The following is a 19,427-nucleotide window of genomic DNA, read 5'->3' as shown; positions in this document are numbered from 1 at the left end:
CGCGGGAGCCCCACCCGCTCGACGGCTCGCCTTTCGCGCGAGGCCCAGCAGCCGGCGTCGAGCCCGCATGACGACGACTTCAGGAGGACAGCCCCGTGGCTGGAGACAACCGACGGTCCAAGCGCCGCACCCCGGACGTGAAGGCACCCCTGGCGGTGTCCGCGGTCCTGGGGCTCGTGGCGTTCGGCATCGCCTCGGTCGTGGGCGCGGGCGGGACCGAGGGGGGCCTGCGGCTGGACCTCGGGCTGATCATCGGCGGGATCGCATTCATCGCCTCCGTGGTGGTGTGCGCGACCCTCATGATGATCGAGAAGCCCAACGACCCCTCCCTGGGCGAGGGAACCGGCGTCAACCGCTCCTCCGCCAAGCTCTACGCCCAGCGCCGGGCCACCCGCGAGCAGAAGGCGGCCAGGGAGGCCCAGAAGGATTCCGAGGACTCCCGCAAGAAGCCGGGGGATGAGGACGGCGGCCCGCAGTTCGGCCAGCGCGTCCACCCCGAGCAGTGAGCTGACCCGCAGCAGCCCCGAAGTCGAGGCCGCACCTGCGCTCCCCATCAGGACTGATGGGAGGCGCGAGTGCGGCCTCGACGCATTCTGGCGTGACGAACCCTCCGCAAGTGTTTGCATTCGTGATGTGCATATGCAACGATTGCATTAGCACACGAACCGAGGAGGACATGATGTCCGTTCGACGCTCCGCCCAGATCATCACCGCCGCCGTCCCGCTGCTGCTGGTCGGCGCTGCGGCTCCCGCCCTGGCCCTCGATCAGGCGCCTCCGGCCGCCGTCGAGACGGCCGCGGCGCAGGAGGGCCTGTCCGTCCCGCTGGAGATCTCCGGGATCGTCGACGGACTCAGCGATCGTGAGACGGCGCAGGTCGAGGCCTTCGCCCTGGGCATCGACGGCCAGCGCGAGTCGCTCGGGTCGGTGCAGGTCGACTCCGAGGGGCGCTACCTGCTGCAGGGAGCCGTCCAGCCCGGAGCGCCCGTGCTGCTCGAGGCCACCGTCTGGGAGTCGGGCCATGAGGACGAGGCCCTGAGCACCTGGTACGGCGACAGCCCGGATCTCGCCGGCGCCGAGGCGCTGGGCGCAGTCGGGTCGATGGACGGCATCGACATCTCCGTGGCCCGGCAGCAGGTGCCGGAGTCGGAGACGGCCGCTGCGGTGCCGGCCTCCGAGAGCGGGCTGGCCGCCTCCGGCTCGCAGCCGCAGGTGTCCTCCGATCGCGATGCCCAGCGGCTCGTGCTGGCGCTGCTGGCCACCGGGTCCTTCGTGGGGGGACTGGCGCTGCTGCGCAGGTCCTCCGCGCAGCGACTGGACTGATCCGCGCACAGACTTCCGCTGCCGCGGCGCCCTGCGCGTTGCAGGCGCGGTGCACGACTCGTCGTCGGTTCCTGAAGGGCAGGCGACGGACAGGCCTCCGCCCGCATCCGCCGGGCGGAGAGCGGCCGCCCCGGGCAGGGCGGCCGGGCCGCGGGCCGAGGCCGGGAGACCGAGCCCCGCGGGCGGGGAGAGTGCCCGCGCGTCCTGACGGGCGGGCGGGGCCGCGGGGCGGCTGCTCGATGACCGGGAGATCGTCGAGCCCGCCGCCCCGCGCGCCTTCCACCCGGGCCGAGTGCTCGAAGCGGGCTCGGATATGTCAGATTGGTGCCATGGCTTCCCCCCTCGAGGACTACGCGCTGCTCTCCGACATGCAGACCGGGCCGCTGATCTCGCGGCGCGGCTCGATCGACTGGATGTGCGTGCCCCGCTACGACTCCCCGTCGGTCTTCGGAGCGATCCTGGGCGATGCCGACCACGGCCGCTGGCTGCTGGCGCCGTCCGCCACCGTGGACGACGACGGCCGCGATCTGCCCGAGGAGCAGTGGCGCGATCAGTGCCGTGTGGGCGATCGCTTCTACGCCGAGCACACCTTCGTGCTGCACACCGTGTGGATCACGGACACCGGCTCGGTGCGCGTCACCGACTTCATGCCGCTGGACACCCAGCTGAACGTCGTCCGGCGGATCGAGGGCCTGACCGGGGACGTGGAGATGGTCCAGGACCTGCGCCTGCGCTTCGACTACGGGCGCATCACCCCCTGGATCTCGCACTTCGCCGGCCTGGAGGACCCCGAGACCGGGGAGATCGGCGACGAGGAGCTGATCGCCCTGGCCGGTGCCGATGCCATGGTCCTGCGCAGCGAGGTCCCCGCCGAGCGCATCGATGACGACAACGGCCCGCACCACGTCTCGCGCTTCACCGTCTCGGCCGGTCAGACCCGGGACCTGGTGCTGACGCACTTCGAGTCGCACCGCACCCCGCCGCCGCCCGTCGATGCCGGCGACGAGCTGCGCACCGCCCTGGACACCTGGCGCGAATGGGACGAGCAGTGGGAGAACACGCAGCGGACAGAGGGGAAGGTCGAGCTGAGCGACGGCGGCGACGGCGCGCCCACCTACGGCGGAGCCGCCGCCGAGGAGGACGGCCCCGATCCCCTGCTGAGCCTCGAGGACCGGGAGGAGGCCGTGCGCCGGTCCCTGCTGGTCGTGCGCTCGCTCATGCACCAGCGCAGCGGCGGTCTGGTGGCGGCGCCGTCCATGTCGCTGCCGGAGCAGATCGGCGGCGAGCGCAACTGGGATGCCCGCTACTCGTGGCTGCGCGATGCCGCCCAGGCGCTGCAGGTCATGCTCGAGCACGGCCACGACCGCGAGGCCCTGCAGCTGCGCAACTGGATGCTGCGCTCCGTGGCCGGGCCGGCCGAGGACATCCAGAGCGTGTACGGCGTGGGCAGCGAGAGGGAGACCTCCGAGCACACGGTGGACCTGCCGGGCTACGAGCGCTCGCGCCCGGTGCGCGTGGGCAACTCGACCTCCGGGAAGCTGCAGTCGGACACCGCGGGCTACCTGCTCGTGGCCTTCGAGCGGCTGCGCCGCCGCGGGCTGGAGGAGGATCAGCTGTCCTGGCCGATCCAGAAGGCGCTGCTGGGCCACGTCGTGGCGTCGTACGAGGAGCCGGACCAGGGCATCTGGGAGATGCGCGGGGACCGGGAGTTCCACACGCACTCGCGGGTCATGATGTGGGCGGCGCTGCAGGCCGGTGTGGAGGCCGTGCGCACGCACGGGCTCGACGGCGACCTGCAGCTCTGGGAGACCCACCGCGATCAGCTCGCGCTCGAGATCTGGACCTCGGGCTACGACCCCGCCGTGGGGACGTTCGTGCAGCGCTACGGCGCCCAGAGCGTCGACGCCTCGCTGCTGCAGCTGCCCTCCCTGGGCTTCGTGGACTGGGAGGACGAGCGGATGGTGCGCACCGCCCAGCGCATCGTCGAGGAGCTCGGCACCGAGTCCGGGCTGCTGCGCCGCTACCAGAACGTGTCCGTGCCGCCCGGCTCCGATCCCGCCGACTTCGAGTCGCAGATCGGCCAGGACGGCTTCGAGGGCCCGGACAGCCCGCATTTCGGCGTGACGCTGTGGCTGGCGGCCTACCAGGCGCGCAGCTCCCAGCTCGACGAGGCCCGACGCACGCTCGCCGGCGTCCTGCGCCGGGCGACCGATCTGGGGCTGCTCTCGACCGCCTACGACGGCGATCCCGACCACGGGGGCCGGATGCTCGGCAACATGCCGCACGTGGGCTCCCACCTCAGCCTCATCGAGGCGCTGGCCGCACTCGACGAGGCGGAGGGCCGACGCCCCGCGCCCGTGCTGCACGACGACCCCGAGGAGGATCCCGAGACCGCCGACGGCCAGGACCTCACGCGGGGAGGCTGAGCCCTCCGGGCGCTCGCCGCTGCCGCCCGGCAGCTACCGAGGCGGCTGTGGGAGGATCATCGCCATGCAGGCAGCCCTCCTCGTCGACGTCGGACAGATCGACTACCACGTGGGCGACGAGGCCATGGGCCACGCCGCCGTCGCCGCCCTGCGCGCTCGCGGGATCCAGGAGCCCGTGATGCTCACCCGGGATCCGCAGCACACCGCGGCTCGGTTCGAGTCGGTCGTGCCGGTGCCCACCCTGCGCTTCCCCTGGCCCCCGGAGGATCGCGCGCGCTACCTCGGGGAGATCCGCGAGGTGCTCGACGGCCGCACCGACGCCCTTCCGCCGGAGGATCAGGTCTTCGCGCTGATCGAGGCGCTGCGCGGCGTGGACGCGCTGCTGATCGGCGGCGGCGGCAACATGAACTCCCGCTACGGCTGGCTGCTCAGCGAGCGCGCCGCCGTGGTCGAGATCGCTCGCAGCCTGGGGCTTCCCGTGGTCATCAGCGGGCAGACCCTGGGCCCCGAGCTCAGCGAGCAGGACCGCCCCGTGCTGGCCAAGATGCTCGAGACCGCGGTGCTCGTGGGCCTGCGCGACCCGGACTCCCTGGCGCTGGCGCAGCAGCTGTGCCCCGGGCATCCGGGGTTGCGCGCGTGCCCCGACGACTCGGTGGGCTGGGCGCTCGAGGTGCTCTCCGCGCCCTGGAACACCCCGCAGAGCGAGGCTGCGGCGCCCGGCGGCTCCACGGCCGCGGCGCAGCCACTCGCGGAGGCGCCATCAGCTGAGGCCTCCCCTTCGGGCAGCCCGGCCGCGGGCGCTGCTGCGGAGGACGTCGAGGCCCAGGCGCTGTCCGATCCCACCGCCCCGCGGATCGTGGCGACCTTCGCCCCCGGCGCCGGCCCGTTCGAGGAGCATGAGGCCGCTGAGGTCTACGCGGTCGTGCTGGACGCGCTGGTCGAGCGCACCGGCGGGGCCGTGGAGCTCGTGCCGCACCTGGCCCGTCCGGGCGAGCACGACGGCGACGAGGCCTTCCACCGGCTCGTGGCCGCCCGGATGCGCCATGCGGCCGCCCACCGTCAGATCGAGGACGCCGAGGACAGCCTGCGGCGCACCCTGAGCGCCGACTACGTGGTGAGCTCGCGCTATCACCCGCTGGTCTTCGGCCTGGCCGGAGGTGCGACCGTCCTGCCGATCGCCGTGGACCGCTACTCCCAGGTGCGCATGGAGGGCGCCCTGCGCACCTGGGGCATCTCCGGGCAGGTCGTCCCGCTGGCTGCGCTGATCACCCCGCGCGAGGCCGCATGGGACACGCATCAGGCCGCGCAGCGCTGGACGCAGGAGGCCGTGGAGGGCCACCGGGAGTTCTGGAGCGATCTGCTGGCGCGTCGGGCCGCTGTGCGCGAGACGGCCGCGGCCTGGTGGGACGGGGTCCTGGTGGGGCTGTCCGGGGCGCTGCCCGGCCCGGCGGAGGTGCCGGAGGTCCCGGCGGCAGGGGCCGGCACCGAGTTCTCCCGCGCACTGCGCCGCGACTGGACGGATCCGCAGGCGCCGGTCGCGGAGGGCTCGGCGGCCTCCGTGGCGATCATCATGCGCACCAAGGACCGCCCGCTGCTGCTCGAGCGCGCCCTGGACGACGTCCTGGCCCAGACCCTGGCCGACTGGCGGCTGGTCATCGTCAACGACGGCGGCGATCCCGAGTCCGTGCAGCGCCTCGTCGACGCCCGGGAGGAGCGCTTCCGCGGACGCTGCCGGATCCTCTCGCACCGCCGCAGCGTCGGCATGGAGGCCGCCTCCAACCGCGGGGTGGCCGCCTCGGACAGTGAGTTCGTGGTGATCCACGACGACGACGACACCTGGGACCCCCAGTTCCTCCAGCGCACCGTCGCGTTCCTGGAGCGGCCGTCGTGCACAGATGCCGGGGTCATGGCCCGCACGGAGATCGTCTACGAGCAGATCGACGACCACGACGGCCAGAAGAGCGTGCGCGAGACCGGGCGCGCCCTGTTCTGGGCCGAGCAGAGCGCGATCACCCTCAGCGAGCTGCTGAGCATCAACCGGGGCGTGCCGATCTGCTTCCTCTACCGTCGCAGCCTGCACGGGCTCGTGGGGGGCTTCGACGAGTCCCTGCCGGCCGCCGGGGACTGGGAGTTCAATCTGCGCGTCGCCTCGAGCGCGACGATCGGCTTCCTGCCGGGCCGGCCCCTGGCGTTCTGGCATCAGCGCCCCAGCGCGCTCGGCGCGGACGGCAACTCGATGTTTGCGGGCAAGGCCCTGCACGAGAAGCACGATCTTGCGGTGCGCGAGCGGCACCTGCGCGAATGGACCGATCAGAACGGGATCGGTCTGCCGCTGTGGATGGCGCGGGAGATCCAGGATCTGCGCGAGCGGCTCGAGCAGATGCAGGAGGGCCAGCAGCAGATGCTCGAGCAGAACCGTCAGCTCCTGGAGGCCGTGCAGGCGCAGCGGGAGCTGACCCAGGAGGCCGAGCAGCGGATCAAGGAGCACTCCCTGAGCAGCCGGGTCGGTCGCGTGCTGCGCCGGATCGCACCCTGGGCCTTCCGGGGCCGCTGAGGCGTCTGGCGGGGCAGATTCATCAGCAGACGCATGGTGTGCGCAGTGTGGGGTGCGTCTCCTAGGATGGCCGAATCGGCCCAGCAGCGAAGATCCCCACGTGCGAACCCTGACTCGAGGCCGATGATCGTGGGAGTGCCACGGTCATCACCGCAGTACGTGCCTGAAAGCGAATCGCCTCATGGTCACCCCCCTCACCGACAACACCCCGGTCGGCCCCGCTGAGCTGGCCGATCTTCCCGCTCTGGTCGATCCTGCCGTCGAGCAGGCCACCACCTGGATCCGCAGGGCCCAGCAGCTCTCCGAAGAGGGAGTCGCGGACTCGGACGCCGCCGACCGCCTCTCCGCCATCCTGCAGGACCCACGCGGCCTGGACTTCACCGTCGGCTTCGTCGATCGCGTCATCCGCACCGAGGACAGCGTCGCCGCCGCACGGGCGCTGCAGCGCATCGCGAGCATCGCCCCCAAGTCCCTGTCCGCGCTGGATCGCTCGCAGATCGTCTCCGGCAGCTACATGAGCCACCTGGCTCCGGCCGTCGTCATCCCGATCGCCCGCGGCCGCCTTCGCCAGATGGTCGGTCACCTGGTGGTCGACTCCCGACCGGGCCCGTTCGGCAAGGCCGTCGAGCACATCACGCAGCGCGGCGACTCGCTGAACATCAACCCGCTCGGCGAGGAGGTCCTGGGCCTCGCCGAGGCCGATAAGCACCTGGACGAGGTCGACCGCATCCTGGCCCGCGACGACGTCGACTACGCGTCGATCAAGGTCTCCTCCGTGGTCCCGCAGCTCTCGCACTGGGGCTTCGACGAGACCGTCGAGCGCGTGGTCGAGCGCCTGCTGCCGCTGTACCGCAAGGCCGCCGATGCCCCCGCCGGGACCAAGTTCATCAACCTGGACATGGAGGTCTACTCGGACCTGCACCTGACCACCCAGGTCTTCACCACGCTGCTCTCGCGCCCCGAGCTGAAGAGCCTGGAGGCGGGCATCGTCGTGCAGGCCTACCTGCCCGATGCCCTGGGCGCGGTGCAGCACCTGTCCGAGTGGGGCGAGCGGCGCGTGGCCGAGGGCGGCGCGCAGATCAAGGTCCGCCTGGTCAAGGGCGCCAACCTGCCCATGGAGCGCGTGGACGCCGAGATGCACGACTGGCCGCTGGCCGTCATGCCGACCAAGCAGGCCACGGACGCCAACTACAAGCGGGTCCTGGCCTGGGCCATGGACCCCGAGCACCTGCGCGGGATGCGCATGGGCGTGGCGGGGCACAACATCTTCGACATCGCCTTCGCCAAGCTGCTCGCCGAGCAGCGCGGGGTCTCCGAGCGCATCGAGTTCGAGATGCTGCAGGGCATGGCCGCCGAGCAGTCGATCGCCGTGTCCGAGGACGTCGGGGGAGTGCTCTACTACGTCCCCGCCGTGGCCCCGGAGGAGTTCGACGTCGCCGTGGCCTACCTGGTGCGCCGCCTCGAGGAGAATGCCGAGTCCGAGAACTTCATGTCGGGGATCTTCGAGATCGAGCCCGGCAACGAGATCTTCCGCCGCGAGGAGGGCCGCTTCCGCGCCGCCGTCGAGCAGCTGCTCGAGGAGGGCATGGTCCTGGACGGCGAGCGGGCCCCGGGCCCGCACCGCGTGCAGGACCGTACGCAGGAGGCCGCCGGGCGCCAGAGCGGCTACCAGGGCCATCAGCCGCTCGACGAGCCCTTCCGCAACGAGCCGGACACCGACATCTCGATCCCGGCGAACCAGAAGTGGGCGCTCGAGCTGCGGGATCTGATCACGGACCGGTCCTGGTACCAGGGTCTGGCCACCCCGGACTCGCTCGAGCTCGACGATGTCGCCGAGATCGTGGAGACCGGTCGCAATGCTGCCAAGGGCTGGCGCGAGCGCGGGGCCCGGGAGCGCGCGGAGATCCTCAACCTCGCTGCCGACAAGCTGGCCGAGCGCCGCGGACACCTCATGGCAGTGGCCGCTGCCGAGACCGGCAAGGCCTTCACCCAGTCGGACGCCGAGGTCTCCGAGGCCATCGACTTCTGCCGCTGGTACGCCCGCCATGCCGAGGAGCTGGAGCAGGTCGACGGCGCCGAGTTCGAGCCCGATGTCCTGGACCTGGTCACCCCGCCGTGGAACTTCCCGCTGGCCATCCCCACTGGCTCGACCGTCGCCCCCCTGGCCGCCGGCGCCGCCGTCATCCACAAGCCGTCGCCGCAGACCGTGCGCTGCTCCGCGGCGCTGATGGAGGCGCTGTGGGAGGCGGGCGTCCCGCGCGACGTCCTGCAGCTCGTGGACGCCGTCGAGGGCGACACCGGCAAGGCGCTGGTGAGCCACCCGGGCGTGGACCGCATCGTGCTGACGGGCGCCTACGAGACCGCCGAGCTGTTCGGCGGCTGGCGCAGCGGCCGTCCGGTGATCGGCGAGACGTCGGGCAAGAACGCCCTGATCATCACTCCGGCAGCGGACCGCGATCAGGCCGTGTGGGATCTGGTCACCAGCGCGTTCGGCCACGCCGGGCAGAAGTGCTCGGCGGCCTCGCTGGGCATCATGGTCGGCTCGGTGGCCACCTCGCAGCGCTACGAGAAGCAGCTGCTGGACGCGGCGTCGTCCATGGTCGTGGACTGGCCGGAGAACCTGCAGGCCATCGTCGGCCCCACGGTCGAGAAGCCGGGCGACAAGCTCAAGCGCGCTCTCACCCAGCTGGACGAGGGCGAGAAGTGGCTGCTCCAGCCCAAGCAGCTCGACGACTCGGGACGCCTGTGGCGCCCGGGGATCAAGACGGGTGTGAAGCCCGGCTCCTTCTTCCACGAGACCGAGGTCTTCGGCCCCGTGCTCGGGCTGATGCACGCCAAGGACCTGGACCAGGCGATCGAGTGGCAGAACGCCGTGGAGTACGGTCTGACCGCCGGCATCCACTCCCTGGACGTGCAGGAGGTCGGCTCCTGGCTGGAGCGCGTGGAGGCCGGCAACCTCTACGTCAACCGCGGCATCACCGGCGCGATCGTGCAGCGCCAGCCCTTCGGCGGCTGGAAGAAGTCGTCGGTGGGCCTGGGTGCCAAGGCCGGCGGTCCGAACTACCTCACGCAGATAGGCCACTGGACCAAGGGCGCCTTCCGCGCAGGCAACTCCGTGGAGGTCCAGCCGGGGCTGCTGCCCGCGGTGCGCGACGTCCTGGGCGACGCCGACGTGATCGAGGCGCTGCCCGCGGAGGATCTGGCCTGGCTGCGAGCCTGCGCCGCTGCCGACCAGCGGGCCTGGGAGTCCGAGTTCGGCGTGGCCAAGGACCCCACGGGCCTGGTCAGCGAGGCCAACATCTTCCGCTACCGCGCCCGCGACATCGTGGTGCGCGCTGCGGAGGATGCCCCGGTCACCGACGTGATCCGCGTGGGTCTGGCCGCCGCTCGCTCCGGCTCGGAGGTCACGCTCTCGGCCGCGCCTGCCGTCATGGAGGCCCTGCCGCGGGCGGCCCGCGCCCTGTTCACCCAGGTGCTGCCCGCCGTCGACGACGAGCGGTTCCGCGTCCAGGCCAAGGCCCGACGCCTGCTCGGCGCCCGCACCGCCTACCGCGGGATGTCCGAGCCGGAGGAGCAGCGCTCCGCGGTGCAGAAGCTGCGCGATCGCCTGCCCTTCGGCGGCCGGGCCTCGGAGGACGCCGATCCCGAGGTGCTCGAGCTCGGCGTGGGCGCGCGCATCAAGGTCGTCGGCACCGATGCGGACCTGGTGGTCGATCTGGGGGCAACCCCGGACGTGGCGGTCATGATGCACCCGATCGTCGGCGCCTCCCGCGTGGAGATCCAGGAGATGCTGCACGAGCAGGCCGTGTCGATCACGCTGCACCGCTTCGGCAACCGGTTCGCCGACATGCACCGACTGCGGGACGAGCTGATGGGCTGAGGAGCGCGATCGGCGGATGCCTGCTCGAGGCATGGATAATCGAATGCCGACGATGAGATGACGGGCCGATCGGGGCGCCGCTGCCCAGCGGCGCCCCGATCGGTCATTGCAGAGGGGAGCAGCTATGTCATTGCGCGAGACCATCGCCCACCTCCCGCCCGAGCAGCGGGAGCGGATCGCCGGATTCGCCCGGCATGTGCCTGCAGGGATCAGGTTCGGGCCTGTGTTCCGACAGACCCAGCGGGAGATCCGGAAGGCGTGGACGGTCCCGTCATGGGGGCGTGAAGAGCGAGATCGACGGCTGCAGTCGCTGCTGGATGCCGCGGCTGGAACGGACTACTACGGCTCAGCTGCGGGGTACGAGGCGCTGCACGAGACGACGGTGCCGCCGATGGAGCGGCTGAGCCGCCTGCCCATCCTCCCGCGGGAGGCGGTGACGGAGCACAGCAGCGGGATGCTCACGGTGCCCGAGGCCCAGCTCGAGCGGGTCGCGACCTCCGGGACCTCGGGGGAGCCCATCGTGTTCTGGCTCGACCGAAGCCGGGGCGCCAGCGAATGGGCCTACGTCCTGAGCGCCTGGGAGCGGAGGACCGGCTATCGGGCCGACAACTGGCGTCTGCGGCTGCGCGGAGCGGAGCTTCCGGGCGGCGCGGACTGGTTCGTCCAGGGGTCCACGGGAGAGGTCGTGCTGCGGGTCCAGGCGCTGCGTCCGGAGCTCATCCGGGAGCACTGGCAGCTGGCCTCGCAGCGCGGGATCCAGTATCTGCACGGCTTGCCATCGGCCATCGCATACCTGGGTCGCCTGGTGGAGACCGAGCTGCCGGACGATGACTGGCGGCACAGGATCCGGGGGATCCTCGCCGTCTCGGAGGAGCTCACAGAGGCCCAGCTGGAGATCCTGCAGCGCGTGTTCCCGCAGGCGCGAGTGGCCAACTTCTACGGGCTGAGCGAGCGCACGGCCTTCGCCGTCATGGACGACGCCGGCGATTTCCACCCCGAGCCCCTTTACGGGGTCGTCGAGCTGGTCGATGAGCAGGGCCGAGCCGTCGAGGTCGGCGCTCGAGGCAGGATCATCACCACCGGTCTGCGGCTCACCGGACAGCCCTTCCTGCGCTATGACACGGGTGACTCGGCGCTGCGTACGGGAACGGATCCCTGGGGCCAGCCGATCTTCCGCGAGATCCGCTCTCGACGCAGGCGGGAGGGGCTGATCTGCAATGACGGCAGCGCCCTGATCCTTGCTGGGGTTGCACTGCACGGCAATGAAGCGTTGGCCGCGCGGAAGTTCCGTTTCCGCCAGATCGTTCGAGGAAAGGCTGTACTCGTCGTGGAGCCAGCCACGGGTGCCACCGATGCGCAGATCCAGGAGCTCCACAGAGCGATGGCGGCGGTCATCGGGGATCGCATCGACCTCGAGCTGGAGGTGGTGGACCGTCTGGAGGTCCCTGCCAACGGCAAGGAGCGTCTGGTGGATCAGCAGATTCCGGGGGCGGCAACCACCTGGTCATGATCCTGCAATCGCATGGAGAATTGGCGGACGAACACGTAACCTCGCCTCAGAGGTGCGCGCCTCTGGGCAGCTGATCCGATGACCCCCGGCGCGACCTCATTCGAAGGGGAGAGCTTGAGATCGTTACGTGAGAAGGTGGCCCACCTGCCGACCGAGCAGCGGGAGAAGCTGGCGACGTTCGTGCGTGCAGTTCCGCCGTCGCTGCGCTACGGCCCCGTCTTCCAGCAGTCGCTGCGGGAGCTGCGCAAGGCGCGCACCGTGCCGTCCTGGGCGGCGGCCGAGCGCGAGCATCGCCTCGGGCAGCTCCTGAGCAGCGCCGCCGGCACCGACTACTACGGGTCCGAGCCGGGCTATGAGGCACTCCGTGAGGCCGGAGATGACCCCCTCGAGCGGCTGTCGCGACTGCCTGTGCTGACGCGGGGGGCGCTGTCGAAGAACTCGCTGCGCATGCTCACGGTGCCGGAGGACCGGGTGCAGCTGACAGCCACGTCCGGCACCTCCGGCGACCCGATCCTCTTCCACCTCGACCGGGAGCGCGGGGCCGCTGAATGGGCCTATGTCTACGATGCCTGGCACCGCGCCACCGGCTATGAGCTCAACGACTGGCGCCTGTTCCTGCGCGGTGCCGCTGATCTGCCCGGAGGCGCCAACCACTACCTCCAGCGCGCCACCGGCGAGCTGGTGCTGCGCGTCCAGGCCCTGGGCCCGGAGTGCATCCGGGAACAGTGGGGCTGGGTGCGCGATCGCGGGATCCGCTACCTGCACGGCTATCCGTCGGCGCTGAGCTACATGGCTCGTCTGGTCGAGGAGCAGCTGCCCGACGATGATTGGCGCCACCAGATCCGCGGTGTCCTGGCGGTCTCGGAGGAGTTCACGCCCGGCGAGCAGGAGACGTTCGAGCGGGTGTTCCCGAACGCGGGGATCTCCAACTTCTACGGCCTCAGCGAGCGGACCTGCTTCGCCTCCATGGACCGCGACGGAACCTTCCGCTCCGAGCCCCTGTACGGGATCACGGAGCTGCTGGGGGAGGACGGTCAGCCCGTGGAGGTGGGGCAGCGCGGCCGCATCGTGACCACCGGACTGATGATCCAGGGCCAGCCGTTCCTGCGCTATGACACCGGCGATTCGGCCGAGCGCGTGGGCACGGATGCCTGGGGGCAGCCGACCTTCCGGGACATCCGCTCACGACGCGGTCGTGAGGCACTGATCCGCGCCGACGGCTCGCTGTTCGCCACCACGTCCCTGAACGTCCACGGCCATCAGTTCCTGTGCATCCGCCGCTTCCGATTCCGGCAGGACGTCCCCGGGAAGGCGACGCTGCGGGTCGAGCCCACGGCCGATGCCGCAGCCGAGGAGCTCGAGGACTTCTACCAGGTCATGCGCTGGCGCACGGAGGGCCAGGTGGAGCTGGACTTCGAGCTGGTCGAGAACCTCGAGATCCCGCCCAACGGCAAGGACCGGCTCGTGGACCAGCACATCGAGGGGGCCACCGCCACCTGGGCCTGAGCCCAGGTGGCGACCCGACCGGCGGGGTCCGTCAGCGCAGCTCCGTACGCGGGCGAGTCGTGGCGACCGCCGCGATGATGCCCAGCAGCAGACCGACAGCGGCGCCCATGGCTCCGATCATGGTCATGCTCAGGCCAGAGGGATCCTCGGGAGTCGTGGGGCTGCCCGCCGGTTCGATGCTGACCTGCGCGTCCTCGGCGCTGGTCGCCACCACCGAGGTGAGGGCGTCGCGCCAGGCCTCCGCCAGGGCGCTCGCCTCCTCCGGCGACTCGCCCACGGCCGTGATCTCCAGGCCCGTGGTGGCCGGTGTGGCCGTCACAGTGATGCCGCCGAGCAGCTCCGAGGCCGACTTGTCGGTGTTGAGATCGCTCTTGGCCTCCTCGGCGACCACCAGGGACTCGCCAAGAGCCTCGTAGGTCGTGGTGCGGGAGATCGCCAGCTCCTCGGCGGCCAGACGCTCGGCGGCGGTGTCATCGTCCGCCCCGGCGTGGACCATCATGGTCGTGACCGACTCGTACTGCGGAGGCTCCGAGGCCGCGAGCCCGAGCGCGATGCCGAGACCCAGGATCAGGCCCACGAGCGGGGCCCACCAGCGCCGCCGCAGCGCCGTCCCGAGATGCTCGGCGGACACGTCTCTGACCATGGGATCGCCGCCCTGATTGCGGGACCGGGTCTCGGTGCGCCTGCTGGTCTGCATGATTCTGCTGCTCCCCCTGAATTCGAATCGTTCGCTCTCCCCAGAGCGAGGTGGACGGTGCTGCAGTGCTGCGAAGGCTCCCGTCCGGTCTCCCAGAGTAGTGTCACCGATCTGACGCACATGCTGTATACGGCCATGAACCGTGCAGTTGAGTGGACAAACAGCCTTCATGAACGAACATCTGCCCGGAGGCACGTGACGTCGTGCCATCATGTCGTGATGCGTGCCGCCGCTGGGGAGCGGTCGGGCGCAGCGGCAGGTGCTCGGCACCGGATCGGGGGATCCGGAGCGTCGACGCTCTGCATTCGACGGCACGGGGACCGTCCCGGGGGAGGAGCACACATGCAGACTGCAGTCTCAGCCCTGTCGTGGGGTGCCCTCGGCGTGGTCCTGCTGGTCGGCGCCGCCTGGGCGGTCAAGCTCTGCCTGGAGCATCCCAAGGCCACCATCGGGGCTGCCGTCGTCTACTCGATGATCTCCCAGACCGTGGGCACGGTGGGCGGCATCTCGATCCTCAACTACGGCGATGAGCTCGCCGTCGTGCTGGCCGTGGGCGTGGCCTGCGCTCGGCGTCTGATCGATCATCATGCGCTGCGCTTCTTCGCCGCGGTGTGGTTCCTGCTCGCCTTCATCCTCTTCGGCCTGATCAGCAGCGTGGTGCATGCCGTGCCCTCGTCCATCACGCTCATGGGGACCCTGCTGTACCTCAAGGGGCCGGCGCTGGGCTTCGCGGTGGCTCAGCTGGACTGGCGTCGTGCAGATCTGCCTCGCATCGCCAGAGCCGGCGCTGCGGTGATCGTGGTGATCCTGTTCACCTGCGCGCTCAACGCCGCGGCTCCGGGCCCGTGGAACGACTTGGTGAGCAGGACGGAGGTGGCCAGCGAGCGCGGAGGCTTCACGAGCCTGACCGGGCCCTTCGACCACCCGGTCGGGCTGGGCACCACCATGGCCCTGGCCTTCCTGGCCATCTACCTCTACCGCCTGCTGGTGCGCAGGACTCCTCTCACCTTCGTCCTGCTGATCGCCACCGGTCTGGCCTGCCTGGCGGCCTTCCGCCGCAAGTCGATCGTGGCGGGGATCGCCGTGGCCCTGGGCGTTCGCGCTGTCCTGCCCCTTCCACGGGCTCTGTTCGTCACGAGTGCGGTGATCCTCCTTCCCGTGGGCCTCGTTCTCCTGCGGGAGCCCCTGACGGCCGTCATCGACGGGACCCTCACCGAGTACCTGACCGACTGGGATCGGGTCGCTCGCATCCGGATGACGATCGACGGCTTCCTGCTGGCTGTCGGTGCGTTCCCCCTCGGGGTGGGTCTGGGCCGCTTCGGCTCCTTCACGGCCTCCGAGAACTACAGCCCGATCTACACCGATCTGGGCTACGAGCGGATCTGGGGTCTGGGGCAGGGCGATATGGGTGGCTTCCTCTCGGACACCTTCTGGCCGGCCCCGCTGGCCGAGACCGGGATCCTGGGCGTCCTGTGCTATCTGGGGGCGCTGATCATGTTCATCGTCCCCGGCTGGCGGATGATGCGCTCGGCAACGGATGGGCACAGCAAGTGGATCGGGGCGGTGACTGTGGCCTGGTTCGCCCAGCTGCTGATCGAGTCGGTCGTCGCACCGGTCTTCCTGTCGCCGCCGATGTACGGGCTGCCGTTCGCCGTTGCAGGTCTGTGCCTGGCACTGACCGCGGAGCCGCGTAGCGGACGTCGGGCGGCGCGAACCGGTGATTCGCAGTCAACCAGAGACCCTCAGGAAATGAACCGGCGCGTAGCTCCTTGGGCAGTCAAGGAAGCGACGCATAAGGGAGCCTCATGATCAGCGCATCCGTCATTGGCCCTGGGCCAGGGTCCGCAGGTGGAGTCGGAGTGATGACCGGCTATCTGGCGGCGACGTCGTCTGAACGCACTCGTCTCGAATTCTGGGAATCAGGAGGCGCTCCTGGTCCTTGGCAGTGCCGGCTGCAGTCCTTCTTCAGCGCAGCAAGTAGGTGTCTGCAGCCGCATGCCAGCCGGGTGCAGGTCTTCTCGGTGGCCTCGCGCGGCAGCACCTGGCGCAAGCTCATCCTGACCAGCCTGGTGCGTCTCCGTAACAGCCCATATGTCCTGCACCTTCATGGTGGGGGCTACACGGATTTCCTTCGCTCGCAGCCACGACCGCTCAGGTGGCTTATCCGAAGCATGTTCTGCGGGGCGGCACGTGTGATTGTTCTGGGCGAGACATGGGCGGAGTTCGTCGTTCGAGATCTCGACGTGCAGCAGGAGCGGATCGTGGTCCTGCCGAATGCTGTCCCTGGGCCATCCCGGTTGCCGATGCGCGCAGCGCCGGTGCGATTGGTCTTCGCCGGGAGGGTCGGACGCGGCAAGGGTGCCCCCGAGCTGCTGGAGGCCTGGTCCCGGATCAGTGCCGGGCGCGATGCCGTCCTGGTCCTGGCCGGCGATCTCGATGACCCCGATGGCTCCATCCGGGCCGCCGTGGACCGTGCGGAGCGGGTCGAGCTCACGGGCTGGCTGGACGCGGAGGCCCTGCAGGATCAGTTGCGCCGCGCCCAGATCCTGGTGCTGCCCAGCCGGGCGGAGAACCTCCCGCTGTCGCTGCTCGAGGGCATGGCGTGGGGGCTGGCACCCGTCGTCACGCCCGTCGGGGCGGTCCCGGAGGTCGTCGACGACGGCGAGAACGGGATGCTCGTCCCGGTGGGGGATCCGGAAGCGCTGTCGCAGGCGCTGGCGACGCTGCTGGACGACAACGCGCGGCGTACCCGCATGGGTGACGCCGCCCGCGTCACCTGGGAGAACGGGTACAGCATGGACGGCTACCGGGAGCGCTTCGACGACATCCTGGAGGCTGTCGTCGGGGGCGATGCCGAGGTGGAAGGGGATGAGCGATGACGCCGCAGGGACTCGATCCGCAGCTGCGGACGGAGGTCGAGGAGGCTCTGGAGCGGGCCATGGCCTTCGCCCGCGAGCGCGACTACGCCGGGACGGACCCGTACGACGGGCTGCTCTCGCCGTACGCGCGCGTGCTGCGCGGACGCGTTCCTCGCCAAGTCTGGGTGCAGGGGCACAAGCGCCTGGGCCGTGGCCTGCGCGCCGCCACGCGTGTTCCCCCGGTGCGCATGACCAAGGGGATGGCGCTGTTCTCGACGGCTGCATCGCTGTCCGGCGACGAGCAGACGGCCAGGCAGCTCGCGCAGCGGATCCTCCAGGAGCGCGGGACGGGTCCGTGGGGCTACGAGTTCGACGTCCAGACGCGCTGGGCCTTCTATCCGGCAGGCAGCCCCAACGTCATCGCGGTGACCTTCGCACTGCGCGCCCTGTCCGCGGCGGGGATGCTGGACCGGGTCAGCGCTGACGTCCGTGATTGGCTGGAGGGGCAGTTCCACACATCGGGCTACTTCCGGTACACGACCACCTCGGACCGACTGGTGCACAATGGGTCCTTGCTTGCGGCGGAGTCGCTGGCGATGCTGGACGGAGACAGGGAACTGATCCGCACTGCGGTGGACCGGGCGGTCCGCGCGCAGGCGGAGGACGGCTCCTGGCCGTACGGTGAGGGTCCGGGACTCGAGTGGATCGACAGCTTCCACACGATCTACAACCTGGACTCGCTGTGGGCGCTGCAGCAGATGGGCTTCGAATCGGGGGATTCGGCAGCTCGCGGCGCGCAGTTCTGGAAGGACCGCTGTCTCAGCCCTGAAGGTCTTCCGCTCTACATGGCGGATGACCGGCAGGTCTCGACGGATGTGCACAACGTGGCCACCACGGTCGGGTATCTGGCCCGCGCAGCGCAGCGCGGCTGGCCGGTCCCGGACCCGCAGGCCGCGATTCGGCATCTGCTGGGACTGCAGGGCGGCGACGGCGGATTCCGCAGCGGAGGCAGGGGGCTTCCGCACATGCGGTGGAATCAGGGCCACGCGGCTGTCGCGCTGGCCTCATCGGCATCGTCAGGACGGCGGGCCGATTGGGACTCTGGGGGGAGAACCGATGACGGATCAGATGCGGCGAGAGGTCGCGCCTGAGCGCACGGACGTGATGGGTGTGGGCGTCGATGCGCTCACGATGGATCAGACCATCGACCGGCTGCGGGAGATGATCGCGACGGGGAAGGGGCAGAACCACCTGTCCGTCAACGCCGCCAAGCTCGTGGCGGCCATTGAGGACCCGACCAAGCTCGAGGAGTTCAACCAGGGGACGCTCGTCAGCGCCGACGGCCAGGCCGTCGTGTGGGCCGCCCGCCTCCTGGGCCGCCCGCTTCCGCAGCGTGTGGCGGGGATCGACGTCATGAACCGCCTGGTCGATCTCTCCGCCCGGGAGGGGCAGCGGATCTTCCTGCTCGGTGCTCGTGAGGACGTCGTCGGGCGAGTGCGCCGGGAGTTCACCGCCCGCGGGGCGAATGTGGTGGGACACCGCGACGGTTACTGGCGCCGGTACATGACGGATGCCGAGATGGCGCAGACGATCCGCTTGCTCGACGTCGACATCCTCTTCGTGGCTTTGCCCTCGCCCATGAAGGAGGATTTCATCTACGGCTTCCGCGAGGCCATGAACGTCGGCCTCAGCGTGGGGGTGGGCGGCTCGTTCGACGTCGTGGCCGGCCGCACCCGGCGGGCTCCCGCGATCATCCAGCGCCTCGGTCTCGAATGGCTCTTCCGCCTGGTGCTGGAGCCGCGGCGGATGTTCAAGCGCTACGCGGTCGGCAACTCGAAGTTCCTCTGGTACCTGGTCAGGGAGCTGCTGCGCCGCGGCTGACGGCGGCCCCCGCGTCCGACGGCGGACGCGCGGTCTCAGGCCCTGCGCGCCGGCCGGGCGGTGCCCACCGCCACCAGGATGCCGACGAGCAGCCCCACCGCCCCGCCGACCACCAGGACGGCCGGATCGGACAGGCCCGACGTCGTCGCGGGCACGGTCGGCTCCCCGGCCGGCTCGATGCTCACGCGGTCCCCGGCCCCGCCGGATCCGTCGGCGTCGGCGGCATCGCTGAGCGCATCGCGCCAGGCCCCGGCCAGCTCGGCGGCGCCGTCGGCCGAATCCGCCGTGGCGGTGATCTCCAGGCCGGTGGTCTCGGGCGTGGACACCACGGTGACCTGCTCCAGCAGGTCCTCCGGAGAGGTCTTCAGCCCCAGGTCGCGGCGCACCTCGTCGGCCACCACCACGGAGTTGCCCAGCGACTCGTAGGTGGCCGCGCGAGCCTGCGCCAGGTCCTCGGCGGCCAGGCTCTCGACCGAGGTCGCGTCGTCGGTGGCGGGGCGCACGAGCGCCATGGTCACGGAGGTGTAGGTGGGGGCCTGCGTGACGACGAAGGCCGCGGCCAGCCCGAGCCCCAGGATCAGCCCCAGCAGCGCCTTCCACCATCCGCGGCGCAGCGCCGAGCCCAGCTCCGCGCCGCTGATGTCGCGCACTGCCGGAGCCACGGTCTGCTCTCCTGCCGAGCTCTGGTGCATGGCCTGCCCTTCGTCGGTCCCCCGCGCGCCCTGGGCGCGCCATGTCATCCCAGCGGCGCCTCGGGCGCGACGGTCCCCCCGGAAGCCGTCGGCCATGCCGCT

The 19,427-nt window shown here is 70.8% G+C and carries 13 protein-coding genes; 11 read left to right on the top strand and 2 right to left on the bottom strand.

Annotated elements, in window-relative coordinates; genetic code table 11:
- Positions 1-95: 95 nt before the first annotated feature.
- The 7 genes from OVA15_RS09780 to OVA15_RS09750 all read left to right on the top strand — a co-directional run bounded on the left by OVA15_RS09780 (position 96) and on the right by OVA15_RS09750 (position 13,197).
- Positions 96-506 carry a hypothetical protein gene (locus tag OVA15_RS09780; protein ID WP_024289621.1) on the top strand — a complete coding sequence of 137 codons (411 nt, stop codon included), beginning with the start codon at positions 96-98 and terminating at the stop codon, positions 504-506.
- Positions 507-679: 173 nt separating this feature from the next.
- A complete protein-coding gene (locus OVA15_RS09775; RefSeq protein ID WP_155930960.1) occupies positions 680-1,321 on the top strand; it encodes a hypothetical protein in 642 nt (213 codons plus the stop codon).
- Positions 1,322-1,650: 329 nt separating this feature from the next.
- Positions 1,651-3,747 carry a glycoside hydrolase family 15 protein gene (locus tag OVA15_RS09770; RefSeq protein WP_268144642.1) on the top strand — a complete coding sequence of 699 codons (2,097 nt, stop codon included), beginning with the start codon at positions 1,651-1,653 and terminating at the stop codon, positions 3,745-3,747.
- A gap of 64 nt (positions 3,748-3,811) precedes the next feature.
- Complete coding sequence (locus OVA15_RS09765) at positions 3,812-6,301, top strand: polysaccharide pyruvyl transferase family protein (RefSeq protein WP_268144640.1); 2,490 nt, start codon at positions 3,812-3,814, stop codon at positions 6,299-6,301.
- A 181-nt stretch (positions 6,302-6,482) separates the two neighbouring features.
- Positions 6,483-10,181, top strand: a complete 3,699-nt coding sequence (locus OVA15_RS09760) for a proline dehydrogenase family protein (protein WP_268144638.1) — start codon at positions 6,483-6,485, stop codon at positions 10,179-10,181.
- A 223-nt stretch (positions 10,182-10,404) separates the two neighbouring features.
- A complete protein-coding gene (locus OVA15_RS09755; protein WP_268144636.1) occupies positions 10,405-11,691 on the top strand; it encodes an AMP-binding protein in 1,287 nt (428 codons plus the stop codon).
- Positions 11,692-11,805: 114 nt separating this feature from the next.
- On the top strand, positions 11,806-13,197 hold the full coding sequence (locus OVA15_RS09750; RefSeq protein ID WP_024289627.1) for an AMP-binding protein: 1,392 nt from the start codon (positions 11,806-11,808) through the stop codon (positions 13,195-13,197).
- A gap of 31 nt (positions 13,198-13,228) precedes the next feature.
- On the opposite strand, the gene OVA15_RS09745 is transcribed toward OVA15_RS09750, so the two are convergent.
- Positions 13,229-13,894, bottom strand: a complete 666-nt coding sequence (locus tag OVA15_RS09745) for a YveK family protein (RefSeq protein ID WP_268144633.1) — start codon at positions 13,892-13,894, stop codon at positions 13,229-13,231.
- A gap of 342 nt (positions 13,895-14,236) precedes the next feature.
- Here OVA15_RS09745 and OVA15_RS09740 point away from each other — a divergent pair, with 342 nt between their 5' ends.
- The 4 genes from OVA15_RS09740 to OVA15_RS09725 are packed head-to-tail and all read left to right on the top strand — an operon-like array spanning position 14,237 to position 18,633.
- Positions 14,237-15,703, top strand: coding sequence for a hypothetical protein (locus tag OVA15_RS09740; RefSeq protein WP_268144632.1), 1,467 nt, complete (start codon positions 14,237-14,239; stop codon positions 15,701-15,703).
- A gap of 53 nt (positions 15,704-15,756) precedes the next feature.
- Positions 15,757-16,773: a glycosyltransferase family 4 protein gene (locus OVA15_RS09735; protein WP_268144630.1), complete on the top strand. Its 1,017-nt coding sequence runs from the start codon at positions 15,757-15,759 to the stop codon at positions 16,771-16,773.
- On the top strand, positions 16,770-17,903 hold the full coding sequence (locus tag OVA15_RS09730; RefSeq protein ID WP_268144628.1) for a hypothetical protein: 1,134 nt from the start codon (positions 16,770-16,772) through the stop codon (positions 17,901-17,903). The genes OVA15_RS09735 and OVA15_RS09730 overlap by 4 nt, the downstream gene beginning before the upstream one ends.
- A complete protein-coding gene (locus OVA15_RS09725; protein WP_268144627.1) occupies positions 17,869-18,633 on the top strand; it encodes a WecB/TagA/CpsF family glycosyltransferase in 765 nt (254 codons plus the stop codon). The genes OVA15_RS09730 and OVA15_RS09725 overlap by 35 nt, the downstream gene beginning before the upstream one ends.
- A gap of 35 nt (positions 18,634-18,668) precedes the next feature.
- Here OVA15_RS09725 and OVA15_RS09720 read toward each other — a convergent pair whose 3' ends face one another.
- The gene (locus OVA15_RS09720; protein ID WP_268144625.1) at positions 18,669-19,325 is read right to left on the bottom strand and encodes a tyrosine protein kinase; all 657 of its coding nucleotides are present in this window, start codon (positions 19,323-19,325) and stop codon (positions 18,669-18,671) included.
- Between the last annotated feature and the right edge of the window lie 102 nt (positions 19,326-19,427).

The sequence above is a fragment of the Kocuria sp. SL71 genome (genome assembly GCF_026672465.1).
In the GTDB taxonomy this organism is placed as follows: Bacteria; Actinomycetota; Actinomycetes; order Actinomycetales; family Micrococcaceae; genus Kocuria; species Kocuria palustris.
This window is presented reverse-complemented; position numbering and strand designations above follow the sequence as displayed.

What these genes read in the sequence shown, in the direction of transcription:
- OVA15_RS09770 (WP_268144642.1), top strand. Translation starts at nt 1,651, where the DNA reads ATGGCTTCCCCCCTCGAGGACTACGCGCTGCTCTCCGACATGCAGACC.
- OVA15_RS09745 (WP_268144633.1), bottom strand. Translation starts at nt 13,894, where the DNA reads ATGCAGACCAGCAGGCGCACCGAGACCCGGTCCCGCAATCAGGGCGGC.
- OVA15_RS09775 (WP_155930960.1), top strand. Translation starts at nt 680, where the DNA reads ATGTCCGTTCGACGCTCCGCCCAGATCATCACCGCCGCCGTCCCGCTG.
- OVA15_RS09760 (WP_268144638.1), top strand. Translation starts at nt 6,483, where the DNA reads ATGGTCACCCCCCTCACCGACAACACCCCGGTCGGCCCCGCTGAGCTG.
- OVA15_RS09720 (WP_268144625.1), bottom strand. Translation starts at nt 19,325, where the DNA reads ATGCACCAGAGCTCGGCAGGAGAGCAGACCGTGGCTCCGGCAGTGCGC.
- OVA15_RS09765 (WP_268144640.1), top strand. Translation starts at nt 3,812, where the DNA reads ATGCAGGCAGCCCTCCTCGTCGACGTCGGACAGATCGACTACCACGTG.
- OVA15_RS09730 (WP_268144628.1), top strand. Translation starts at nt 16,770, where the DNA reads ATGACGCCGCAGGGACTCGATCCGCAGCTGCGGACGGAGGTCGAGGAG.
- OVA15_RS09725 (WP_268144627.1), top strand. Translation starts at nt 17,869, where the DNA reads ATGACGGATCAGATGCGGCGAGAGGTCGCGCCTGAGCGCACGGACGTG.
- OVA15_RS09735 (WP_268144630.1), top strand. Translation starts at nt 15,757, where the DNA reads ATGACCGGCTATCTGGCGGCGACGTCGTCTGAACGCACTCGTCTCGAA.
- OVA15_RS09740 (WP_268144632.1), top strand. Translation starts at nt 14,237, where the DNA reads ATGCAGACTGCAGTCTCAGCCCTGTCGTGGGGTGCCCTCGGCGTGGTC.